Source organism: Marinimicrobium hydrolyticum (assembly GCF_030848505.1).
Taxonomy (GTDB): domain Bacteria; phylum Pseudomonadota; class Gammaproteobacteria; order Pseudomonadales; family Cellvibrionaceae; genus JAVDDU01.
Genome location: NZ_JAVDDU010000006.1, coordinates 33,864 through 51,713, shown reverse-complemented (window position 1 = coordinate 51,713; position 17,850 = coordinate 33,864). Strand labels below are relative to the sequence as shown.

Below are 17,850 nucleotides of genomic sequence, written 5' to 3'. Positions count from 1 at the left end.
TTAAGAGGAAATGTTTTGGCTAAGTCCGCAAGCTTGCGCCAGTCCCCAACCGTGGTACCAGCGGGAACGCACTCATTCCGATCAAGGAAGCTTTGCATGTCAGCGGGCCGCTCGCGATCGATCGCCGGTTTATGACACTCCCGCACCGCTTCAAACGCATCGACAAACGGTGCGATTAACTGGCGCACTTCTGTAAGTATTCGTATCAGTTCTGCTATCGGCCATCGAGCGCTTGGATTAACAACCCACCCCCGGTCATACCGGGCATAAACTATACACCCGCCAGCAGCGTCAGAATCCAGATATACCCGATACTCATGTGCGATAGCGTCAACGAGCCGCTGGTCAGCACCCACGAGATCAGAAGGCGCGAGAACCAGTACGGGGGATCCTCGCTCTCGCTCGACATCCTCAATGCATTCAATATTGCTCATTTGAATCTACTCCAAATTAAGCGCTTCAGTTAATTGAGGGATATGGTCGGGGTGATAGCCAAAATGGTGTCGATATCTACCCTCGGCGTCAACATAAAAGGTTTGCGGGGTACCGCCTGGAACATCCGGGGACTGCAAGCCCCGAATCATCGCCAGTAAACCGGTAGTGCTCTGAAGAATGCTTTCAGCACCGGAACGATCAACTATTTCCCCTCTGTACGCCCCACGATTAGAGGTTATCTCTTTCATCCGTTCGAGCCGCACCTCGTTGGACGCTCCAGGGTCCGCCATCGCCAGCAGGGCCGTGTAGGGGGAGGCGGAAACGGCCGCCACCGGAACCCAATGAACCGTCAATTGCCCAGAGGTGATCTTAGAGCGAAGCCCGTGGTAGCTACGCATACAGTGCGGACAGGCCGGATCGAACATCACGTAGACAATGTTATCGGGATGACTGCCCTCAATGACCGCAGGCGCATCCCGAAGTAACTGAAAGTACACCTTGGGCGCATCCTCAACTTCCTCAAACAATGAGACGGCGACGGTGCTGAATGAAGCGGGCCGGAGATACCCGTCTGGCCGGTAGGACGCCGGGCGAGGCGCGTTTTGCGAGCGTTGAGTTTGGGCTGGTTGCGATTGAGGAAAGTCACCGCTCTTTCGTTGGGCGGAATTATCGTCATTGCGATGCTGGGCCAAAGGTCCGGCGATAAAGTGCTTGCCGTCGGGTAGCATCAGCAACGTCTGCGGCCGACCCAGGGTATCCAAGTAGCGCACACGGGTGGCTTTAGACAGCCCGGGAACGTCCTCCACGCGGTCTATAGCCACGATTTCGGAGTTTTCCCCACCGGCATAAACGGCCAGCTCCGTCGCCCTATTCACTACGTGCTCAGGCACCGCCGCGTGCGTCAAAGTGGATATTACTGCCAGGGCAGTCGCAAGAGTGAGGGTTTGAAGGCGCATATTATTAGGTGCTCCGAGGCTTATAAGGGTGGAAAATTGTTTATAATGATAGCATAATCCTAACCTTTGAAACCCCCAGTGGACGTTATAGCGACCAGTAGGCGCCCCCTAATGACGCAAAAAACACCTAAAAATTCCAAAAAAACCACCGAAGGTCACGATGAAGGCGTGAGCGCAGAGGAGGCCGCCCGGGAGTTACAGCAGCTGCTCAGGGATGACCCACTGATCGCGTTTCGGGGGATTTTGACGGAAAACGAGACACTGCGAAAACTCGCTGAGTCCAATAACCAGAAATTTCTGGTCACGTTCCTATTTCTGGTTATTACCGTTGTGGCGGCGTGGGCCGGTTGGGCGCGAGACGTGCAATTTCGCTACTTCTATATCAATCAAGAAGGGCACGTCTACGAAACACACGGCCTGGAATACCCCACACACACAACCGCCGCCGTTAATAACTTTGCGCGGGATATCGCAGTGCAGATGCACACATGGACATACAACAATTATATGGACGTGTTCACTGATTTGATGAGCGTGTGCCAGCCGAGCGTGATTAACAACTACTACGAAACTCTGCGCCAAGGCGGCGTCTTCAACGCGGCGCTGAACTTTAACCAACGCTATGAAGGTGCGCTGGTTCACTCCCGAGTAGATAATGAGTGGGTGCTGGATTCTACTGGTCGCAAAGGTTGGCGAATCAACGCGGTGATCAGCGAGAAAATCCTCGGCACAAGCCGACCCGTCAACCGAGAATACGATGTCGTCATCGATGTCGAGCAAGTGCCTTTATCTGTGAGCCCGAGAGGCCTGCAGTGCATCCGCATCGACGAAAACTACCGGGAGCGATAAGTATGTGGATCCGGTGGAGCATCGTCGTGTTTACGTTTGCCTTGGCTGGCACTGCCAGTGCTGAGCAAAGGACCAGTCCGGAGGACTTCGATCCAACCCCACGGCCCGAAGTCCGAGAGGGGGTAGAGCGCCAGCGTGGCGGCGGTCCGGACTTGTTTCGTCAAACCTATGAAGCAAATAGAGAATACGATCGTTACCGTCAGTACGACCCCAAGATACAACGTAAGTCGGAATCCGTGACGCTAACGCGCAATGAGTTGACCCTGCCTTTTGAGCTGGAAGTCTCACAGGGCTACATCACCACGCTGACGTTTCTGGATGCCAATGGTAACCCCTACCCGACAAGGATTTCCCGCGTCGGGGATAACACCACGTTCGTGGTCTGTACCGGGATCAGCGATAACTGCCAGGCCGGCGAAGAGGATCTGGATATTGCCCACATTCTCACCGTCGGCACAACGCGTTTAGCGGGACGATCAAACCTGAGAGTGTTTTTCCGGGGGCTGGACCGGGCTGTACAAATTCCCCTGGTTGGTCGAAAAGGCAGCTACCACGACGAGGTGATTGTCATGCTGCCGGTAACCAACCCCGATGCGCCAAGTCCGGCTCAACTTCAGGATACGCGCCTCACGATCCCCGAGACCGACGATTACGTGGCGCGGGCGTTGATCGACGGCGTGCCCGCCACGCGCTTAGGCGATGGCGTGGATTTACAAGTGGAGGTGCGCACCCGCACGCGCCAACGCCTACCCACAGGGCAGTACGCTGCCATTTACGTCAACGGAAAAACCTACTTGCGCACGGACATTACGTTGCCAAACCCAGGGGCCGAAGCCATTACCCCTGGCCCAATGAATCAAGTGGTTTACCGGTTTAATGGGCGCCCGAGATTCGTTAGTGGGTTCAATCGGCACGGGCAAATCGTAAAGATTGAATTGAAAGCACCTGAGAACGTGCTTGGTTACAGGGAGTATCGCCGCGATGGCCGATGACGATAACGATAACGATAACGATAACGAAAACGAAAACGTAGAGCCCGAAAACACCCCAGAGGAGTCTTTCGAGCTTCCTGACTACGATCCGGTAATCCCCCCGAAGCCGCCTTTGCATAAGCGTCTTTGGGGCGGATTGGTTGACCCATTGGTCGATCCGGGCCAGAAAACACAGTTCCGTGCGCTTCTGCTTGTCGCGGCTGTGATTATTGCGATTGGCTTGCTCACACTCAACCGCTCAACCGATACCACTGAGCGACTGAACATCGATGACCGCTGGGCCGGTGATTTCGGTGTACCGGAAGAAGGCCGCGTTACGCGCGAGCAAGAAGCGCAAATTATCAGCGAGAACGAACAGCGACGCTTACAGGCTCGCAGTCGTCAGCAGAACTTCACCCCCAACCGACTCGCCATCGTGAACTTCCTCGAACCCGATGCGGCGCTCAGTGCCGAGCGTCAGGCGGTTAACGCGTGCAGCGCCGCGATCGAAGAAGGTCTCAACAGCGGAATGGAGCCGGAGGATGTCGTTCGTTTCGCCGCCGAAGCTACCCGCGAGATTGCAATGGCGCGGGGAATGGAAGACGAGGAAGTGCTGCGCATGGTGCAGTACTGCACTCAATTTGCGGGCATGGAGCTGGGGCTGGATGCGGAGCAGCTGGCCCGTTTGGCCGGAGAGAATGCACGCGCGGCGGCCGCCGCCCTCGGAATGAGCGAGGAAGATCAAGTTCGACTCGCCGCCGCCGCCGCCCAACAAATGGCCGCCGATATGGGGCTGGATGAACAGGCGCAGATACGGTTAGCCGCCGAAGCCGCCCAAGACGCGGCCCGATCCTTAGACTGGAGCGAAGAGCGTCAAGTGCAAGCGGCCGCCGCCGCTGCCCGTCAAGCGGCGGCCGATGCGGGGCTATCGGCGGAAGAACAAATTGCGGCGGCCGCCGCTGCTGCCCAACAAGCGGCGCAGAACCTCGGCTGGAGTGAAGAGCGGCAGGTGCAAGCGGCCGCCGCTGCCGCCCGACAAGCCGCTGCCGATGCTGGTCTATCGGCTCAGGCGCAAGTAGAGGCCGCCGCCCGAGCCGCACAGCAAGCGGCCGCCGATTTGGGCTGGAGCGCTGAAGAGCAAGCCATGGCCGCTGCTGCCGCCGCCCGACAAGCCGCTGCAGCGGCTGGTATGAGTGAAGAAGAACAAGTGGAGGCCGCCGCCCGAGCGGCCCGAGCGGCCGCCGAGGCCGCCGGCCTGTCCAAAGAAGAGCAAATAGCGTTAGCCGCTAGAGCCGCCCGGGAAGCTGGGGAGTCACTGGGTTGGGATGATGCAAAAATCGTCGATGCAGCCGCTCGTGCGGCGCGCGCCGCTGCGGCTGACGCCGGGTTGTCCGAAGCCGAACAAATTGCCGCTGCCGCTGCCGCCGCCCAACAAGCCGCCGCCGAACTGGGTTGGAGTGAGGAGCGCCAGGTCCAAGCGGCCGCCGCTGCCGCCCGGCAAGCGGCCGAAGATCTCGGTATGAGCGCGGCTCAACAAAGGGCGCATGCGGCACAAGCGGCGCAAAAAGCGGCGCAAGAACTGGAGTGGAGCGAAGAGCGCCAGGTTCAAGCGGCCGCCGAAGCCGCGCGTCAAGCCGCGCGGGCCCAGGGTCTCTCTGCCCAGGATCAAGCCCGAGCGGCGGCTCAGGCCGCCCAACAAGCCGCAGCCAATCTTGACTGGGATGCTAAGCGCCAAGCGATGGCCGCCGCCGAGGCCGCCGCCGAAGCGGCGAGACGGGCGGGGCTTTCCAGTGAAGAGGTGGTTGACCTAGCCGCTGAAGCCGCGGCAAACGCCGCTCGTCTGGCCGGTCTGTCAGAACAAGACGCCATCGACTTGGCGGCAATGGCCGCTAGAGCCGCCGCCGCCTACGCTCGATGGAACGCTGAGCAACAAGCCATGGCCGCTGCCAAAGCGGCGTATGAAGTAGCCCGAGAAGGCGGGATGCCACGAGAGTTGGCGGCCATCAACGCGGCCAGAGCTGCGCAAGAAGCGGCAGCGGAGGCCGGTCGTTCCGCCGAGCAACAGGTAGCGGCCGCGATCAGTGCGGCTGAAACGGTGGGCCGGCTTGAACGGCTGGGCCGGGACGAAATGAACCGCGTTATGGCGCAGGTCGAAGATGCGGCGCGATCGGCTACCGGTGCTATTGCACCGATGGCCGACACGGCCTCTACCCCAGAGCCATCCCGAGCAACCGAAGGATTTAATCGAGCGGATGTTAACTACGTTGCCGCAATGGTGGCCGAGGAACTTCAGCAGGAACCGGGTCGAGCAGAAATCCCGCCAGAGCGACTGCGCGCTGTTGCCACAACGACCGTTTGGCCTGTCGGCGAACCCCAGAATAATGGAGGAGCTGCGCCAGGGCAGGGCGGTGCAGTGGATCAGGAAGTTGCTGCCAACGAAGAGGGCGACAATCCAGACCCGAGCAGGCTCGCCATCCCGGCGGGAAAGTTTTTGTTCGGGGTCATGGTCACTCGCGTCAATACGGATAACGCCCCAAACGAAGTCGTGGCGACACTAATTGGCGGCCCGTTTGACGGCGCGGAAATTATTGGTCGCTGGCAACGAAACAGCGATTGGGCCGAGACGATCGGCTTGCGCTTTAACCGCATGATTTGGCGTGGGCAGGAAATCGACGGCGTTGATCTGGTGGCCTTCCACCCCGATAGCGGTTTGCCCGGCTTTGCCACCGAGGTTAACCGTCACTGGTTGCAGCGTTTTGTCGGCGTCTCGATGCGAGCGGTCGCCGCCGGTGGCACCGCCGCTATGGAAGCGCGTCGCAACGTCCAGCAAATTACCAACCAGGAAGGAACCCCAGTAGGCACGACGATATCGCCGCTTGATAGCAGCGAAGCGCGCCGATTGGGCCTGTCCGAAGCGCTGGGGGTGCTCGGCGAAGAGGGCGAGAGGTATAAAGCCCGACCGATCACCATCGATGCGTATAACGAAACGATGCGATTGCTGGCCATTAACACACTTTACTACCCAGAACCGAACTGACGGATTATCGATATGGAAAAGCGAAACATATACCTGCTCGACCGCACCAGTGCTGAAGAGGAATCGATAGAGGATACCGAGTCTGATCTTGGTCTGGAGCAACGCCCCACTGAGCCAAAGCCTGAGCCCAAGGCGGAGCCAGCCGGCGAGGATATGTCCTGGCCGATTGACGACACTGAGCAAGAGCCCGCGAAAGCAGTGGAAGCCTCGGAGCCATCCAGCACACAGAAAAGCGCGAGTTCACCACCGGCAAGTGCGCACCGTTTACGGCGAACCGCCTGGATTGCCGGCGGCAGTATTACCGCGCTCGCGGTGGTAGTGGTGCTCGGATCGACCTACTTTTTTTCGAGCCAGGACAGAGAGCTGCCCGGGTTTGCGACAAACATGATGGATCGGGTCAGTGAAGGCGCGAGTGCGCCGCGAGCCGATCGCGCCCCTGCCACCGAGTCGAGCCAATCGCCCGCCATGATGGATGCCGTCTCTGAGGTGCGACGGCTCGGCAATCTGTCCCCGCTGGAGCAAATTGGGTATGTGGTGCATAGCCAACAGGTAGAGCGGCTTATTCTCGGTGATCCGAGACTACAAGGGTCTATATTAACCTCCGTGATAGAGCGCTCCGGCCAACAGCTTGGTCTTGGGTCTGCACAGATAGAAGACTACATCCATCTGAAGCAGTCGGTAGAGCGCAGCATTGGCTCAGTGGTGGCCCAGTTGCAAAGAAGTGCGGCTCCGGGTGATGAAAGAATCAACACGGTCTTGGACGCGTCCATTGATACCGGGTTTGCCTTGGGCACCATTCTTTCGGCCATCGAAATAGAAGCGATAGCGAAGGAAACCGCTCTGCAGATCGGCGTAGAAGTGGGTGTCGCTGAGAGAGTCGCCAATCAGCGAAATGATGAGTTGAATCTGTTATCGAATGCAATCGAACAAGCACAGGGTCACGAAGCCCCCGAACGCGGTTTGGTGCAAGCGTTCGAGCAAATAGCCGCCGGGCGCCAAGCGCCGGTTTCTTTGGATGAAAAAGGTGGTTGGTTAAATTTTGCGGCGCAGGCGGCGGGGCTGAATGCGTCCACTCGGGAGGTGACGGCCGCTGCTCTTCAGGCATCGCACCAGGCGCAAGCGCTCGGCATGAACGAGCAGGCTAAGCGGATCCATGTCGATGTAGCGGCGGCGAGAGTGCGCGCGAACCAGGCAGGACTGGACGATTACCAAACAGTGCTGTTTGTGGTGCAAAGCACCGGGCACAAGCAAGCACTGGATACTCTGGTCGCTGAGCGCAGTCTTGGCGCCGATGTGGCCGCTGCGTTGGCTGCGCACATTGTGCTGAACGCCAGCGTTGCGCCGAATCAGGGCGACCCTGTTGAAATGATTGGCTACGTCGCCGCCTCGGTGGCCGGAGCGGCGAGAAGCGAGGGCGCAAACGAGCAGCGCCAGATCGAGCTAGCCAACGCGGCTATTAGCTACGAAGCGAATCGACGCAACGTATCGACGCTAGATATCAATGCCGAACGCGCCCGGATTGCCGCCATGGTTCAGGCACAAGAGACTGGCCTGAGTGAGTTGGAAATCATGGCTCTGGGGGAGCGCGCAGCGGTCATCGCTGGCAGCACTAGCCTAAGCGATTCCCAAGCCGCAGCGGCGGGGGATGAGGCGCTGCAGGAAGTCATTCGCTCGGCCGGGTTCGGTGAAAGCACCACGCAAGAAATGATTGCCCGCACATCGGCATACGCCGGTACCGTTACGACGGGTAGTGAAACCGAGAGCCCCGATCGTTATGCACAAGTGCTCTCCGAAGCTCGCAACGAAGCGGACAGCCAGGGTATGAGCGAGATGGCACGAGTAGCCCATCTGGCTAAAGTGTTAACCGAAGCGCAGATGAGAGATGTCGGTTACTCAGGGCAGATCGTGGAAGTCGCTGTAGTGGAAGCTCAAGCTAAGGCCCGCGCTGAAGTCATGGGTATGAGCGATAGCCGCCAGCGTGAAGTGGCCTTACGAGCGGCCCAGGGGTATATGCAATCGTTAGGGCTCGGTTCTCGCGACCAGGCGGTAATTCTCAGTGACATCGATGCCGCCAGAGAGGCCATCGCCGCTTTGCCTGCCCAGGTCCAAGCCACCGTGCAAGCCACCCCCATCGCGCCATTGTCCGAAAACGGACAGAACTCTTTTAACACCGCTGCGGCACCATCGCCCAGCGCTCAAGCGGAAGCGCCACCGTCGGCAGCACTGACCGAACAGCTCGCGTCACTGGAGCAGAGAATGGCGGCGCTGAGCGAGCGGATGACCGAGACCGTGGATCTTGCTCAGCGTACGGCCGAGGCTCAAAACGGCGCGTTCACTGAAATGCGCGAGGCCATTTCGTCACTTGAGCAAAGCGTGCAGTCGCAGCTTGCGCAGATGCAGACCAGCGTCGAATCTGTCGATTCAGAGGCAAGCCGTTTAACCGCCAATTTTGGCTGGATGAACAACCGGATGTGTGAAGCCGAGGCAGCAACCGGTGCCTTCAGCAATCCCCGTGCGTGTGAGGCCATATACGCCGAGGCTCGCCGTACCGCCAGTACGAGAGCGCCAGCACAACCGCAACTGACTCCAGCGCGCGCTGACGTGCCGACCACCCGCATCGCGTCAGTACCGGCTGTAGAACAAAGACAGGTTGAGCAAAGACGCACCGCACAGGCACAACCGGCTAACCAGCGCACCATGGCCGCATTACCGGCAACCCAACAAGCGGGCGCCCCGGTAGAGCAGGAGCGCGTATTTGCAGCGCTACCCCAAACCCAGCCCCGTCAGGAGCAAACACGAACACACGTCTCGGGCGCCGCATGTGACAACGCCGTGGAAGGCTATCGCTATCTGGCGATTACCGAGCACAACGCACTGATCGCAAACCAGTGGGGAGCCACCCAACGAATCGTGCGCGATAGCTATGTACCGGAACTGGGAGCGGTTATCCACATACAAGCACGCCACCAACCGCGTTTCGTGATGTTTGAGAACGGCATTGTTTGCCGCTAAAGGGTAGTTCGTGGACGCAACCGACTTTGTAGTGCAGTTCAGCTCGAATTATCCGGCCATCGTTCGGTTTACGATGCTGATTGCGGCGTTTATCGGCGCGGTCGGGACGGCGACGGCGATCATACTGCTCTACAAAGTCGAAGTCTCACAGATGCTCGATCGGCGTCAGTTCGGCTTGGGTAAGTTTATCGGTCTGATGGTGTTCAGCTCGCTGACCTTATCCATTGCGTGGACGCTCGATATCGTGGGTAACAGTGCATTTAATTACGGCGGCTATATTTTGACAGCCGTTGAAGGATCCGATGAATGGCGCGTGCGAGAGGGCGTGGATCAGGCTCGTGCGATGAAAGAGTTTTTCATTATGACCAGCCGAGTGTTCGGCTTATTGATCGGTTTATGGGGAGCGATTATCTGCATGATGTCCATGACCCCCAACGCTGAACAAAAACTCATGGGCGGGGTAATACGGTTGGTACTCGGCGCGGCGTTTATTGACCCGGTAACTTTCCTAAACTTTTTTGGCGGTGCAGGTGATAAGTACCTGGCCATAACGTGGGCACCCACAGCAATCCAGGGGAGCATCCCCTTTTTAACGTAAGTAACTATGTGACACAGGAGTCATACCATGAAAAACCTCAGTACAAAAATAAAATCACTGGCCCCCGCTGCGGGGATATTGCTGCTTGTTGTGGCCGATGTGGCACTTGCCCAGCAAGGCGGTAATCGATTGAGTACGCATTTGGATGGCCACGCAAGCGAAGAAGTATCAGCGGGGTTCAGGTTCTTTATTTTGCTTATGGCCTTCGTCGGCGTGCTTCTCATAGGCGTTTGTGCCTTGATGACCTACTACTTATTGAATGAAAAAGGCCCCCAGCAGATTCAGCAAATCGGTTGGAAAGGACCGATTGGGGCGTTTGTAGTAGGCGGCTTTCTGGTGTCGTTGCCTTGGTTAGTGGATACCGGCGCTGGTACCGCTACCGGAACAGACGGTGGCGATGGTTGGCAACGGCTACAACAGGGCGCGGTTGAATATGACGCTCCCATTTACGCGAATGCGGCCCCGGTACTGTTCGTGATCGACCAAGGCGAACAAGCCTAATGACCATGGCGCTTATCGGGGGATGGGGAGAGCCGTTATCGGCCACTCGCTATCGGGAAGTCATTGCACAGACGGTCAAGCGTTTTGACTGTTGCTGTGGTTTCTGCGGCGTGCGCATGCCGCAAACGGCCAATCAGCCGTTTGCGGGTCTGCAGGCGTGCCCCATAGAAGATGGATTGTCGCCGGAGCTGGCAAATCTTGTCCCGCTCTGCCCCGTATGCGTCAGGTTTAATAATCTGGAAAAACTCAAAGGCTGCGGCCAGTTTGTCGAGCTGCCCTGGCTCTCCCAGGGACAGCTGACCAACTTGCTAAGATTTTTTTACTGTGCGCAGGCCAGTACGGATGCGAACGTGCGAAAAAGTCGGATATATCTGGCCTCAAACAGTGTGCTTCAGGAGTTGGCTCGCACCCCCAGCAGCTGGGGTGAATTTCACTTCGACGGTTCAGTCGAGCGAGTGATGGATGCCGTCAAGGGGCATACAGGCTATATCGAGGGTAAAGCGGACAAGCCACTGTACATCGACCGACTGCGTTTTCTGTGGCGACCAGAGCCGTTCAAAGAGGCGATCACCTTCTGGTCACCCACCATAGAAACTCAACTGCTTAATGCAGAATACCGAGATGCCGGTTACGAACCGTTGGAAGAGGTGAGCGAATCATGAGTGCCATGAATATGCTCCCTATTCACAACGGCGCCTTGTCGTTAGCGCCGCTTGATGCGACACAAGTACTCACGCAGTACCCCGGCATAGGCCGTGTCAAACCGGCCACCTATTTTGGTGAGGATATCCGATGTGCCTCAGCGCGCTTCGGCCTCACCGACCCCGATCAGAAAAGCGCTTGGTACAACCGCGTGTACCTTGCCTACGGCCATTATTGGAAAGAGACACTGGGAAGACTGCATTGCTGGGAGCCGAACGACCAAAGCCCCTTGAAGCACAAAGCGGCGTTAGTCAAAAGCATCGTAACGCCCGTAGTACCCGAGGCGTATATCGCCGGCTCAGAGGCATCCTCTCAACACGGGATACACCTGGGCTTTGAAATACCGCCGGTGGAGCTGCTGCGTCGTGCCAATGCGTTGCCGTCAATGGTCGGAACGCTGCAAATCGCGCAAAGCGCTCCGAAGAACGTGGAGCCTTTGTTTTATCGCGTGGACGCGCACAGCGTGAGCAGCGCTGAGCAACGCGCCCACGGTTTGCATGTCCGCGCCGATGTTCACGGTCAGGCGTGGCTATCAGCCAATGAAAGAGCATTAATGGATCTGCCGGCCGAGGCCGTTTCCTCGGTGGCCTACAGCCGACAAGCCCAACCAGCGCCGTTGGTTAACCGCTACGTCGCCTCACCCTGGGAAGAGTTGTCGGTAAGCGTGGGGGCCGCCCATCTTGGCCGGCTTGCAGGCATAACCGGCGCCTGGAGCGCCAAGCCCACCTTGCGCGGGCTGGCCGTGGCCGGCGCCGTAAGAGCGATGATGGCCGAGCGTATGGGTCCAGTGCTGAACCTGCTACCACCAGCCACACCCGTCGGGCATGGCCTCGGCCGGGTGTACTTCACCATCGATTCGAGCGTGTTAAGTGAAGTACTACGCACAGCGCGCCAGCAGCGATTGTTGCCGCTAGCGCCAGCGCCTGAATCCATCGCCCACCACGTTGGCGATGAATCGGCATTTGAGATTTTATTCGGGGTGTTGCTAAACGCCCGCTACACCGATGTCCACACCATTGACGATCGTGCTCTACAAAAAGGGGGCATCCTGTAATGTTTGCAAAACTGACTAGCACGCTCTTTGGCATCAGTGAGGCATGGGCACAGCGCCGGGCCGAGTTCGATCACCCAGGCGCGCTGTGCGATCTGAATACACCGCTGGGTAACAGCGCCTACTGTATGACAGATCAGGGCTCGATGTTGACCGTATTAGAGTTAGCCGGTAGCCGGGAGTACGTCATGCTCGACGGTCACCGCGATCGGGTCGAGACACTGGTCGGTGATCTTGAGCCTTTCATCATGAGCGGCACGACGGATTTTGCGTGGCTTCATAACCACCTAGACGAGCCGGAGGCGAACCGACGAGCCCTGGAAAAGGCGCTGGCGTCCGTGCGCTCGGTGTCGCGTATGCAGGGCTACGAGAATGAGGTGTTCATTAACGAGACGATCGACGTGATGACACCCAGGATCCAGAACGAGTCTAGCTACCTGTGTATCTGGACCTTATCTAAAGAAGGTGCAAGAGCTAAATCCGACATTCCAATTCTGAAAGCGCCAGGACATCAGGACACTCAGAAACTCATTACCGCTGAACGGCTACTGGCCTCGCATCAAGCGAAGATATCGCGGATCGAAGAAACCATCAAAGAAATGGGCATGCATGTACGCCGGTTACTCAACAGTGAAGTCGGAGAGATGCTGGCGATCGGGATTGATCCGGAGGCCAACGCCACGTTCACCCCCAAGTTGCTTGGAGACATAAAAAAAGGGAAGCATGAAAACGAACCCGGCTCCCAGCGAACAATCTTCCATGTGAGTACGCCGGAAAATCTCAATAAGGGTCTGAAGGGTAAGGACTACAGCATTATCTTTCCACCGAAGGTGGGCTTCCAGTTGTGGCGCCAACAGCCCGAATACGCACCACGCTCGGTGACAGTTGGCCGTCGGTCCTATGCCAGTATCATGATTACCATGGGACCGGATAAAGAAGTGGCTTTGGAGAAGCTGATCTCCACGCTCAAGCGTGACCGTGTGCCGTTTCGGTTCGCGATGTACAACCGCGGCAACAGCGCCAGGGTCATATCAGTGAAATTTGGTATGGCATCGATGCTCAAGAAGCTACCGGGCCATAGCAACAACAATTTGCTCGCTAAAGCGACTTCACAAATAAAGGCGTTCAATCGGGCAAACAATGCCGTCATTAGCATGCAGATGATGCTAACGGTCTGGGCACCGAAAGATGACAAAACGCTGCTGGATAATCGAATAGAGCAGGCGATAAAGGCCATTGGTGCCTGGGGTAACGCTCACGGCCAACTGATGCGCGATGACAGTCTGCTCGGACTCGTAGCCTCGATGCCGCCGTATCGTTCAAGGTGTCCGGCCCCGGCGGCCGTAGGGCCAGCCGAAGAGGTCTTGGGGCGCGCTCCACTCACCCGACCGGCACTGCCCTGGAAAGAGGGTGGGATGTTGGTGCGCAGTGTGACCGGCAAGCTCATGCCCATCCAGCCACTATCGGATGTTTTGAGCCACCAGGTGATACTCGTGTGTGGTGAGCCTGGGTTCGGTAAGTCACTGTGGTGCGCGATCTTTATGATCGCCATTGCCGAAACCCATGATGTACTGCCCTATATCGCGATGACTGATGTGGGGGTGAGTTCGCTCGGTACGATCCGTTACCTACAGTCCATCCTTCCGGTCCAAAAGAAGCACATGGTCACCTACTGTGCCATGCGAAACAGCGAAGAGATGTCGATCAATCGATTCGATACCCCGCTCGGTGTGCGCATACCGATCGCGGATGACTTGGACGGCATGATTCAGTGGTTAACGCTCGGGCTGGCTGACAGCCAAACCGGCAAACTACAGAACGGCATAGACACCCTCATCTCGGACATCATAACGCTGTCGTTCGATCGCGCAGCCGACGAAGGCCCCAAGGCTGAGCCTAAGCGCCACGATGAAGCCAATGAGTTCGATCCGCTGTGGCGCCAGCATATCGCGCCGGTACTGGAGCGGCATAACCTGACGCTGACCCGCGATTCGGTCTACTGGCGCCTGGTCGATAAACTGTTTGATCTCGGCGAGACCCACGCGGCCGGGCTTGTTCAGCGATTTGCGGTGCCATTGCTGGAGGATATGATTAGCGCGTGCAACGCCAGAGAGATACGCGACGCCCATGCTCAGGAACTCTCGCCCGGCTATACGCTGGCCGACTACGCGCATCAGCGCTTAGTGTCGCTACGCAATGAGCTTCTGGTTACCCATCGCGTCACCCAGTTCGATCTAAGCGACGTGCGGGTCAGTTCCTTTGATCTTGAAGCAGTAGTGCAGAACAGCAACACCTTCAGCGCCAAGCGCCGTGGTGGCCTGTTCTTCGGTCTAACGTCAGGGCTGCAGGTAGAGCCCTTTTTCTGGGATAAGACGCGGGTGCAGGATATGCCCGTGAAATACCGGGAGTACCACCAGCTTCGCCTGGATGAGGTCTCGCGCACCAAAAACCTCTACTTCGCCGATGAACAGCACTACTTTACGGGCATCGACATTGCGAACCGGATCCCCGACAACATCGCGGCGCTGGGGCGTAAGCGCGGCATCGGCGTGATGCTCGCCACTCAGCTACCCCGACACTTCACGCCGCTCATGAGAGAGCTTTCCAAGATGCGGGTTTACGTGGGTTTTGAGAGGTCGTCAATTCAAAGCGTCGTTGACGATATGAAGCTCAATGATGACGAGGCCTGGCTGCTCAGCCGGCACATCCGCAAACCCAATCGCGACGGCTCCCACTTCCTCATCCAGCTGGAGGCGGAAGATGGCTATTACTCGCAGGTCTGCAACCTGGTGGTGGGTATACGCAAATTGTGGGGCCTTTCGACCAAAAGCACCTCCACAACGATTCGCGAAGAGGTGATTAAAGCCTTTGGGTACCAAAACGGGATTGAAGTACTCGCCCGGTTGTTCCCAAAAGGGGAGGCGGAATCTGAATACGAGCGCTTGCGGGTACAGATGGCGCAGGGCTTCGGTAACGATACCGGGCTTGAACAGCGTACCGCCGGGGTCCAAACCAACAGTATTTTGCAGGGCATGATTGACGAAACCATCGAGCGGGGCCGATCAATATTGGCCGAGCTGACGAACTAACTAGGAGAAACACTATGTCCGATGACGACGTACAAGTACTCGAAGAGAGAGCTGAGTCCCTACTGATAAGGATTGAGGCACAAAGTGAATCGGCCGCTATTGAGCAAGCAGAGCGCTGGGCGAAGCTCGAAGGCTTAGAAGTGGCTGATATAGCGCGGGTTTTAGGCAAAGGGCCTCAATCAGCCACTGAAGGTGCCATGGGGGGTTCACCGCCAAAAGGTTTAGGATTATACTATGATCTTAAAATAATTATGGCCGCTGGGGACTATAGCCCCAAAACCATCAAGCTTGATCAGGTGACCCAATGAAGCCCTTTAAATACGCCGTTCCAGCCCTAGCGGTAGCCGCACTGCTGATCAGTGGTTGCCAATCGCAGCCTCAGAGTCAAGACGGCCCCAGGGGGCCAAATAGCGAGCGCACAGCCCAGCGCTACGAAGTCATGGCGCCCGCCAGAACGGTGAACTCAGAAGAGGCGGTGAATTTCATCCGGGCACAGAGCGAGCTGGATCGTACCCGTCAGTATACGGGCGGCACCGAATTTATGGACGGCCCTAACAATCATCCCGCCTTCGTCGGTGGGGGTGGGCAGACGTTTACCGCACTGACCATCCGCGAGCGTGAGACCTTGCTGTCTGTGGCCAACCGGGTCATGAACATGGCCAGCTTCACCCGATTGATTTACGACCTTTCAGATGAGGCGCCGAGCCCTGACATGGTTCAGGCCCGCATGCGAGTCGCCACCATCGGTGGGCCCACGTTGTTCGGAGAGATAGCCGCGACGTATGTTGACCAATTCCCGGGGTTGCAGTTGTTTGCGGCCCAAGACGGGGATGGACACGCCTTGGTGATCAGCGATAAAGGCTATCCCCGCTGGTCAAGACTGGTCATTCACGATGTTCAGCCGGGGCTGTTAAAAGATAATGTGGCCGGGCTTGCTCGCAGCCTCGGATGGTCTATGCCAGATCACCTATGGACCACCGATGATTTCAAAATTTCAAGCGGCTACCCGGTGGTTATCGAGCCTGACAATCCCCGCCAAGCCATTACAAGCCTGATGAGTCGTTACCCGGCCCAAGCCCAGCTCAACCCCAACACCCGAACCATTACCGTAGTGCCGAGACTGCGGCCATAAGAAGGATAAGCGCATGACTTTTCGATCTACTATTGCCGTATTGTGCGCTCTGGCTGTGGCCGGTTGCACAATGGGCGCCTACGACCGCAGCCGAGAGGGAAGGGAAGCGGCGCAGGAGCAAATTCAGTCGGCGCCGGACTGGCAACGTGAGGCAGCCGTATACACTACCCAGCCCCCCGCTAATCTTGAGCCCGTTCGGCCACCCGAAGGGCCAGAGTGGACCCACGAAAACGTGCAGGTCCGATTCGCAGACATGCCCTTCGATATGGCTGTTGAGGAAGTGTTGGCGGGCACAGGCATAGTGGCAAGGTTCGATCACGACATTGATCCAGGCCTCCGGGTTTCACTCAACCACAGCGGTACGATCAAAGGCGCGCTGGAAAAGCTCGCGGCTAGAACCAACTACGGCTATGAATCGAAGGTTCACACCATAGATTGGCGAGCCTACATGACCAGAACCTGGACGCTGCCCATCGCCGGTGGAGATTACTCCTACATGATCGGTAAAGCCGACACAGGGGGCGGTGCCGGAGGAAACCTGGGTGGGGGTGGCGGTGGAGCTGGAATGCAAAACACTCTGGACACAAGCGCGTTTGATGTCGATCTGCAGCAGTACTCGAATACACAGGCCGAGGCTTTAAATTACTTCACTGACGCTGAACAGGCAGTCCTACAAATGGTGGGCAACTATGGAGTCGTCGTTCCCTCGCGATCCTCCAGCACAATCATGGTGCGCACCACGCCCGATCGTATGCGCAACGTCGAGGCGTACATGGACAACGTGCTCATCGAACTGCTGAGTCAGGTTTTGTTGGAGGTGCGGGTTGTTCAGGTGACTACAACCTCTGGAGCCGATGTGGGGGTGAACTGGTCAGCGGTTAGGGAGCGAACACGCTCTCAGTTGCAGTTTCTAGGTGAGGCTCCCGGCAGCATGTTTACCGGCGGGGTGCCTATTGCGTTCGCAGGCACAAGGCAAACCGGTTCGGGATCGATAGATGCATTGGTTAGAGCGCTTGAAGAGCAGGGCGATGTTTCCTTTGTGACAGACCAGCGCGTATTAACGCGAAGCGGTAAGTTGGCGGAGCTTGAGCTTGCGGATATTCAAGGCTATCTCGCCCGTAGCAGCGTCACCCACACAACCGACATAGGATCGACTCAGGAGCTGGTGCCTGGGATCATCCAAAGCGGCTATACCCTGTACACCTACAACAAAATCTTTGGTGATCGCGTCGCGATGGTCGTGTCTAGTCGATCATCGGATCTAGCGCCGTTTGAACAAGTAGGAAGCGAAGACAACTTTATTCAGCTTCCGAACATGCAGAGCAACCGCTTAAACGTGCATCAGATCGTGCGCGACGGAACGACTGTGGTGGCAGCAGCGGTGCGGCGCGAAGAAACTACGTCTCGCTCCAACTCGCCGGTGAGCTCCCGCTTTCTGCCAAGCTATCGTGGCTCGGACCATAAGGTCATGGACATTTACGTTCTAATCACTCCGCGGATAATTCGGGATCTTTAAC

At 57.6% G+C, this 17,850-nt stretch carries 13 protein-coding genes; 12 read left to right on the top strand and 1 reads right to left on the bottom strand.

The genetic code is table 11. From position 1 onward, the window contains the following. Window positions 1–440: 440 nt before the first annotated feature. A complete protein-coding gene (locus RBH33_RS11850) occupies window positions 441–1,391 on the bottom strand; it encodes a hypothetical protein (protein WP_306732409.1) in 951 nt (316 codons plus the stop codon). A gap of 111 nt (window positions 1,392–1,502) precedes the next feature. Here RBH33_RS11850 and RBH33_RS11845 point away from each other — a divergent pair, with 111 nt between their 5' ends. Genes RBH33_RS11845 through RBH33_RS11790 form a run of 12 tightly spaced genes read left to right on the top strand, consistent with a single transcriptional unit; the run spans window position 1,503 to window position 17,849 of the window. Continuing rightward, window positions 1,503–2,240 carry a DotI/IcmL/TraM family protein gene (locus RBH33_RS11845; protein ID WP_306732408.1) on the top strand — a complete coding sequence of 246 codons (738 nt, stop codon included), beginning with the start codon at window positions 1,503–1,505 and terminating at the stop codon, window positions 2,238–2,240. Between the two features lie 2 nt (window positions 2,241–2,242). Beyond that, on the top strand, window positions 2,243–3,232 hold the full coding sequence (locus RBH33_RS11840) for a DotH/IcmK family type IV secretion protein (RefSeq protein WP_306732407.1): 990 nt from the start codon (window positions 2,243–2,245) through the stop codon (window positions 3,230–3,232). Beyond that, on the top strand, window positions 3,222–6,248 hold the full coding sequence (locus RBH33_RS11835) for a TraB/TrbI/VirB10 family type IV secretion system protein (RefSeq protein ID WP_306732406.1): 3,027 nt from the start codon (window positions 3,222–3,224) through the stop codon (window positions 6,246–6,248). The genes RBH33_RS11840 and RBH33_RS11835 overlap by 11 nt, the downstream gene beginning before the upstream one ends. 12 nt (window positions 6,249–6,260) lie before the next feature. Then, on the top strand, window positions 6,261–9,260 hold the full coding sequence (locus tag RBH33_RS11830) for a hypothetical protein (protein WP_306732405.1): 3,000 nt from the start codon (window positions 6,261–6,263) through the stop codon (window positions 9,258–9,260). Window positions 9,261–9,270: 10 nt separating this feature from the next. Beyond that, complete coding sequence (locus RBH33_RS11825; RefSeq protein ID WP_306732404.1) at window positions 9,271–9,858, top strand: hypothetical protein; 588 nt, start codon at window positions 9,271–9,273, stop codon at window positions 9,856–9,858. A 27-nt stretch (window positions 9,859–9,885) separates the two neighbouring features. After that, entirely contained in the window at window positions 9,886–10,359 is a 474-nt protein-coding gene (locus RBH33_RS11820) for a hypothetical protein (RefSeq protein WP_306732403.1), read from the top strand. Further along, on the top strand, window positions 10,359–11,021 hold the full coding sequence (locus RBH33_RS11815) for an HNH endonuclease signature motif containing protein (RefSeq protein ID WP_306732402.1): 663 nt from the start codon (window positions 10,359–10,361) through the stop codon (window positions 11,019–11,021). The genes RBH33_RS11820 and RBH33_RS11815 overlap by 1 nt, the downstream gene beginning before the upstream one ends. Further along, window positions 11,018–12,115 (top strand): hypothetical protein, encoded by a 1,098-nt coding sequence (locus tag RBH33_RS11810; RefSeq protein WP_306732401.1) that lies wholly within the window; start codon window positions 11,018–11,020, stop codon window positions 12,113–12,115. Before RBH33_RS11815 ends, RBH33_RS11810 begins: the two co-directional genes overlap by 4 nt. Continuing rightward, window positions 12,115–15,201 (top strand): hypothetical protein, encoded by a 3,087-nt coding sequence (locus RBH33_RS11805; protein ID WP_306732400.1) that lies wholly within the window; start codon window positions 12,115–12,117, stop codon window positions 15,199–15,201. Before RBH33_RS11810 ends, RBH33_RS11805 begins: the two co-directional genes overlap by 1 nt. A 14-nt stretch (window positions 15,202–15,215) precedes the next feature. Further along, window positions 15,216–15,509: a hypothetical protein gene (locus RBH33_RS11800; RefSeq protein ID WP_306732399.1), complete on the top strand. Its 294-nt coding sequence runs from the start codon at window positions 15,216–15,218 to the stop codon at window positions 15,507–15,509. Continuing rightward, on the top strand, window positions 15,506–16,333 hold the full coding sequence (locus RBH33_RS11795) for a hypothetical protein (RefSeq protein WP_306732398.1): 828 nt from the start codon (window positions 15,506–15,508) through the stop codon (window positions 16,331–16,333). Before RBH33_RS11800 ends, RBH33_RS11795 begins: the two co-directional genes overlap by 4 nt. A 13-nt stretch (window positions 16,334–16,346) precedes the next feature. After that, the gene (locus RBH33_RS11790) at window positions 16,347–17,849 is read left to right on the top strand and encodes a type II secretion system protein GspD (protein ID WP_306732397.1); all 1,503 of its coding nucleotides are present in this window, start codon (window positions 16,347–16,349) and stop codon (window positions 17,847–17,849) included. The last annotated feature ends 1 nt before the right edge of the window (window position 17,850 follow it).

Excerpts from the sequence above, each read along its gene's own strand:
- RBH33_RS11850 (WP_306732409.1), bottom strand. The coding sequence starts at position 1,391 with ATGCGCCTTCAAACCCTCACTCTTGCGACTGCCCTGGCAGTAATATCC.
- RBH33_RS11845 (WP_306732408.1), top strand. The coding sequence starts at position 1,503 with ATGACGCAAAAAACACCTAAAAATTCCAAAAAAACCACCGAAGGTCAC.
- RBH33_RS11840 (WP_306732407.1), top strand. The coding sequence starts at position 2,243 with ATGTGGATCCGGTGGAGCATCGTCGTGTTTACGTTTGCCTTGGCTGGC.
- RBH33_RS11835 (WP_306732406.1), top strand. The coding sequence starts at position 3,222 with ATGGCCGATGACGATAACGATAACGATAACGATAACGAAAACGAAAAC.
- RBH33_RS11830 (WP_306732405.1), top strand. The coding sequence starts at position 6,261 with ATGGAAAAGCGAAACATATACCTGCTCGACCGCACCAGTGCTGAAGAG.
- RBH33_RS11820 (WP_306732403.1), top strand. The coding sequence starts at position 9,886 with ATGAAAAACCTCAGTACAAAAATAAAATCACTGGCCCCCGCTGCGGGG.
- RBH33_RS11815 (WP_306732402.1), top strand. The coding sequence starts at position 10,359 with ATGACCATGGCGCTTATCGGGGGATGGGGAGAGCCGTTATCGGCCACT.
- RBH33_RS11810 (WP_306732401.1), top strand. The coding sequence starts at position 11,018 with ATGAGTGCCATGAATATGCTCCCTATTCACAACGGCGCCTTGTCGTTA.
- RBH33_RS11805 (WP_306732400.1), top strand. The coding sequence starts at position 12,115 with ATGTTTGCAAAACTGACTAGCACGCTCTTTGGCATCAGTGAGGCATGG.
- RBH33_RS11800 (WP_306732399.1), top strand. The coding sequence starts at position 15,216 with ATGTCCGATGACGACGTACAAGTACTCGAAGAGAGAGCTGAGTCCCTA.
- RBH33_RS11795 (WP_306732398.1), top strand. The coding sequence starts at position 15,506 with ATGAAGCCCTTTAAATACGCCGTTCCAGCCCTAGCGGTAGCCGCACTG.
- RBH33_RS11790 (WP_306732397.1), top strand. The coding sequence starts at position 16,347 with ATGACTTTTCGATCTACTATTGCCGTATTGTGCGCTCTGGCTGTGGCC.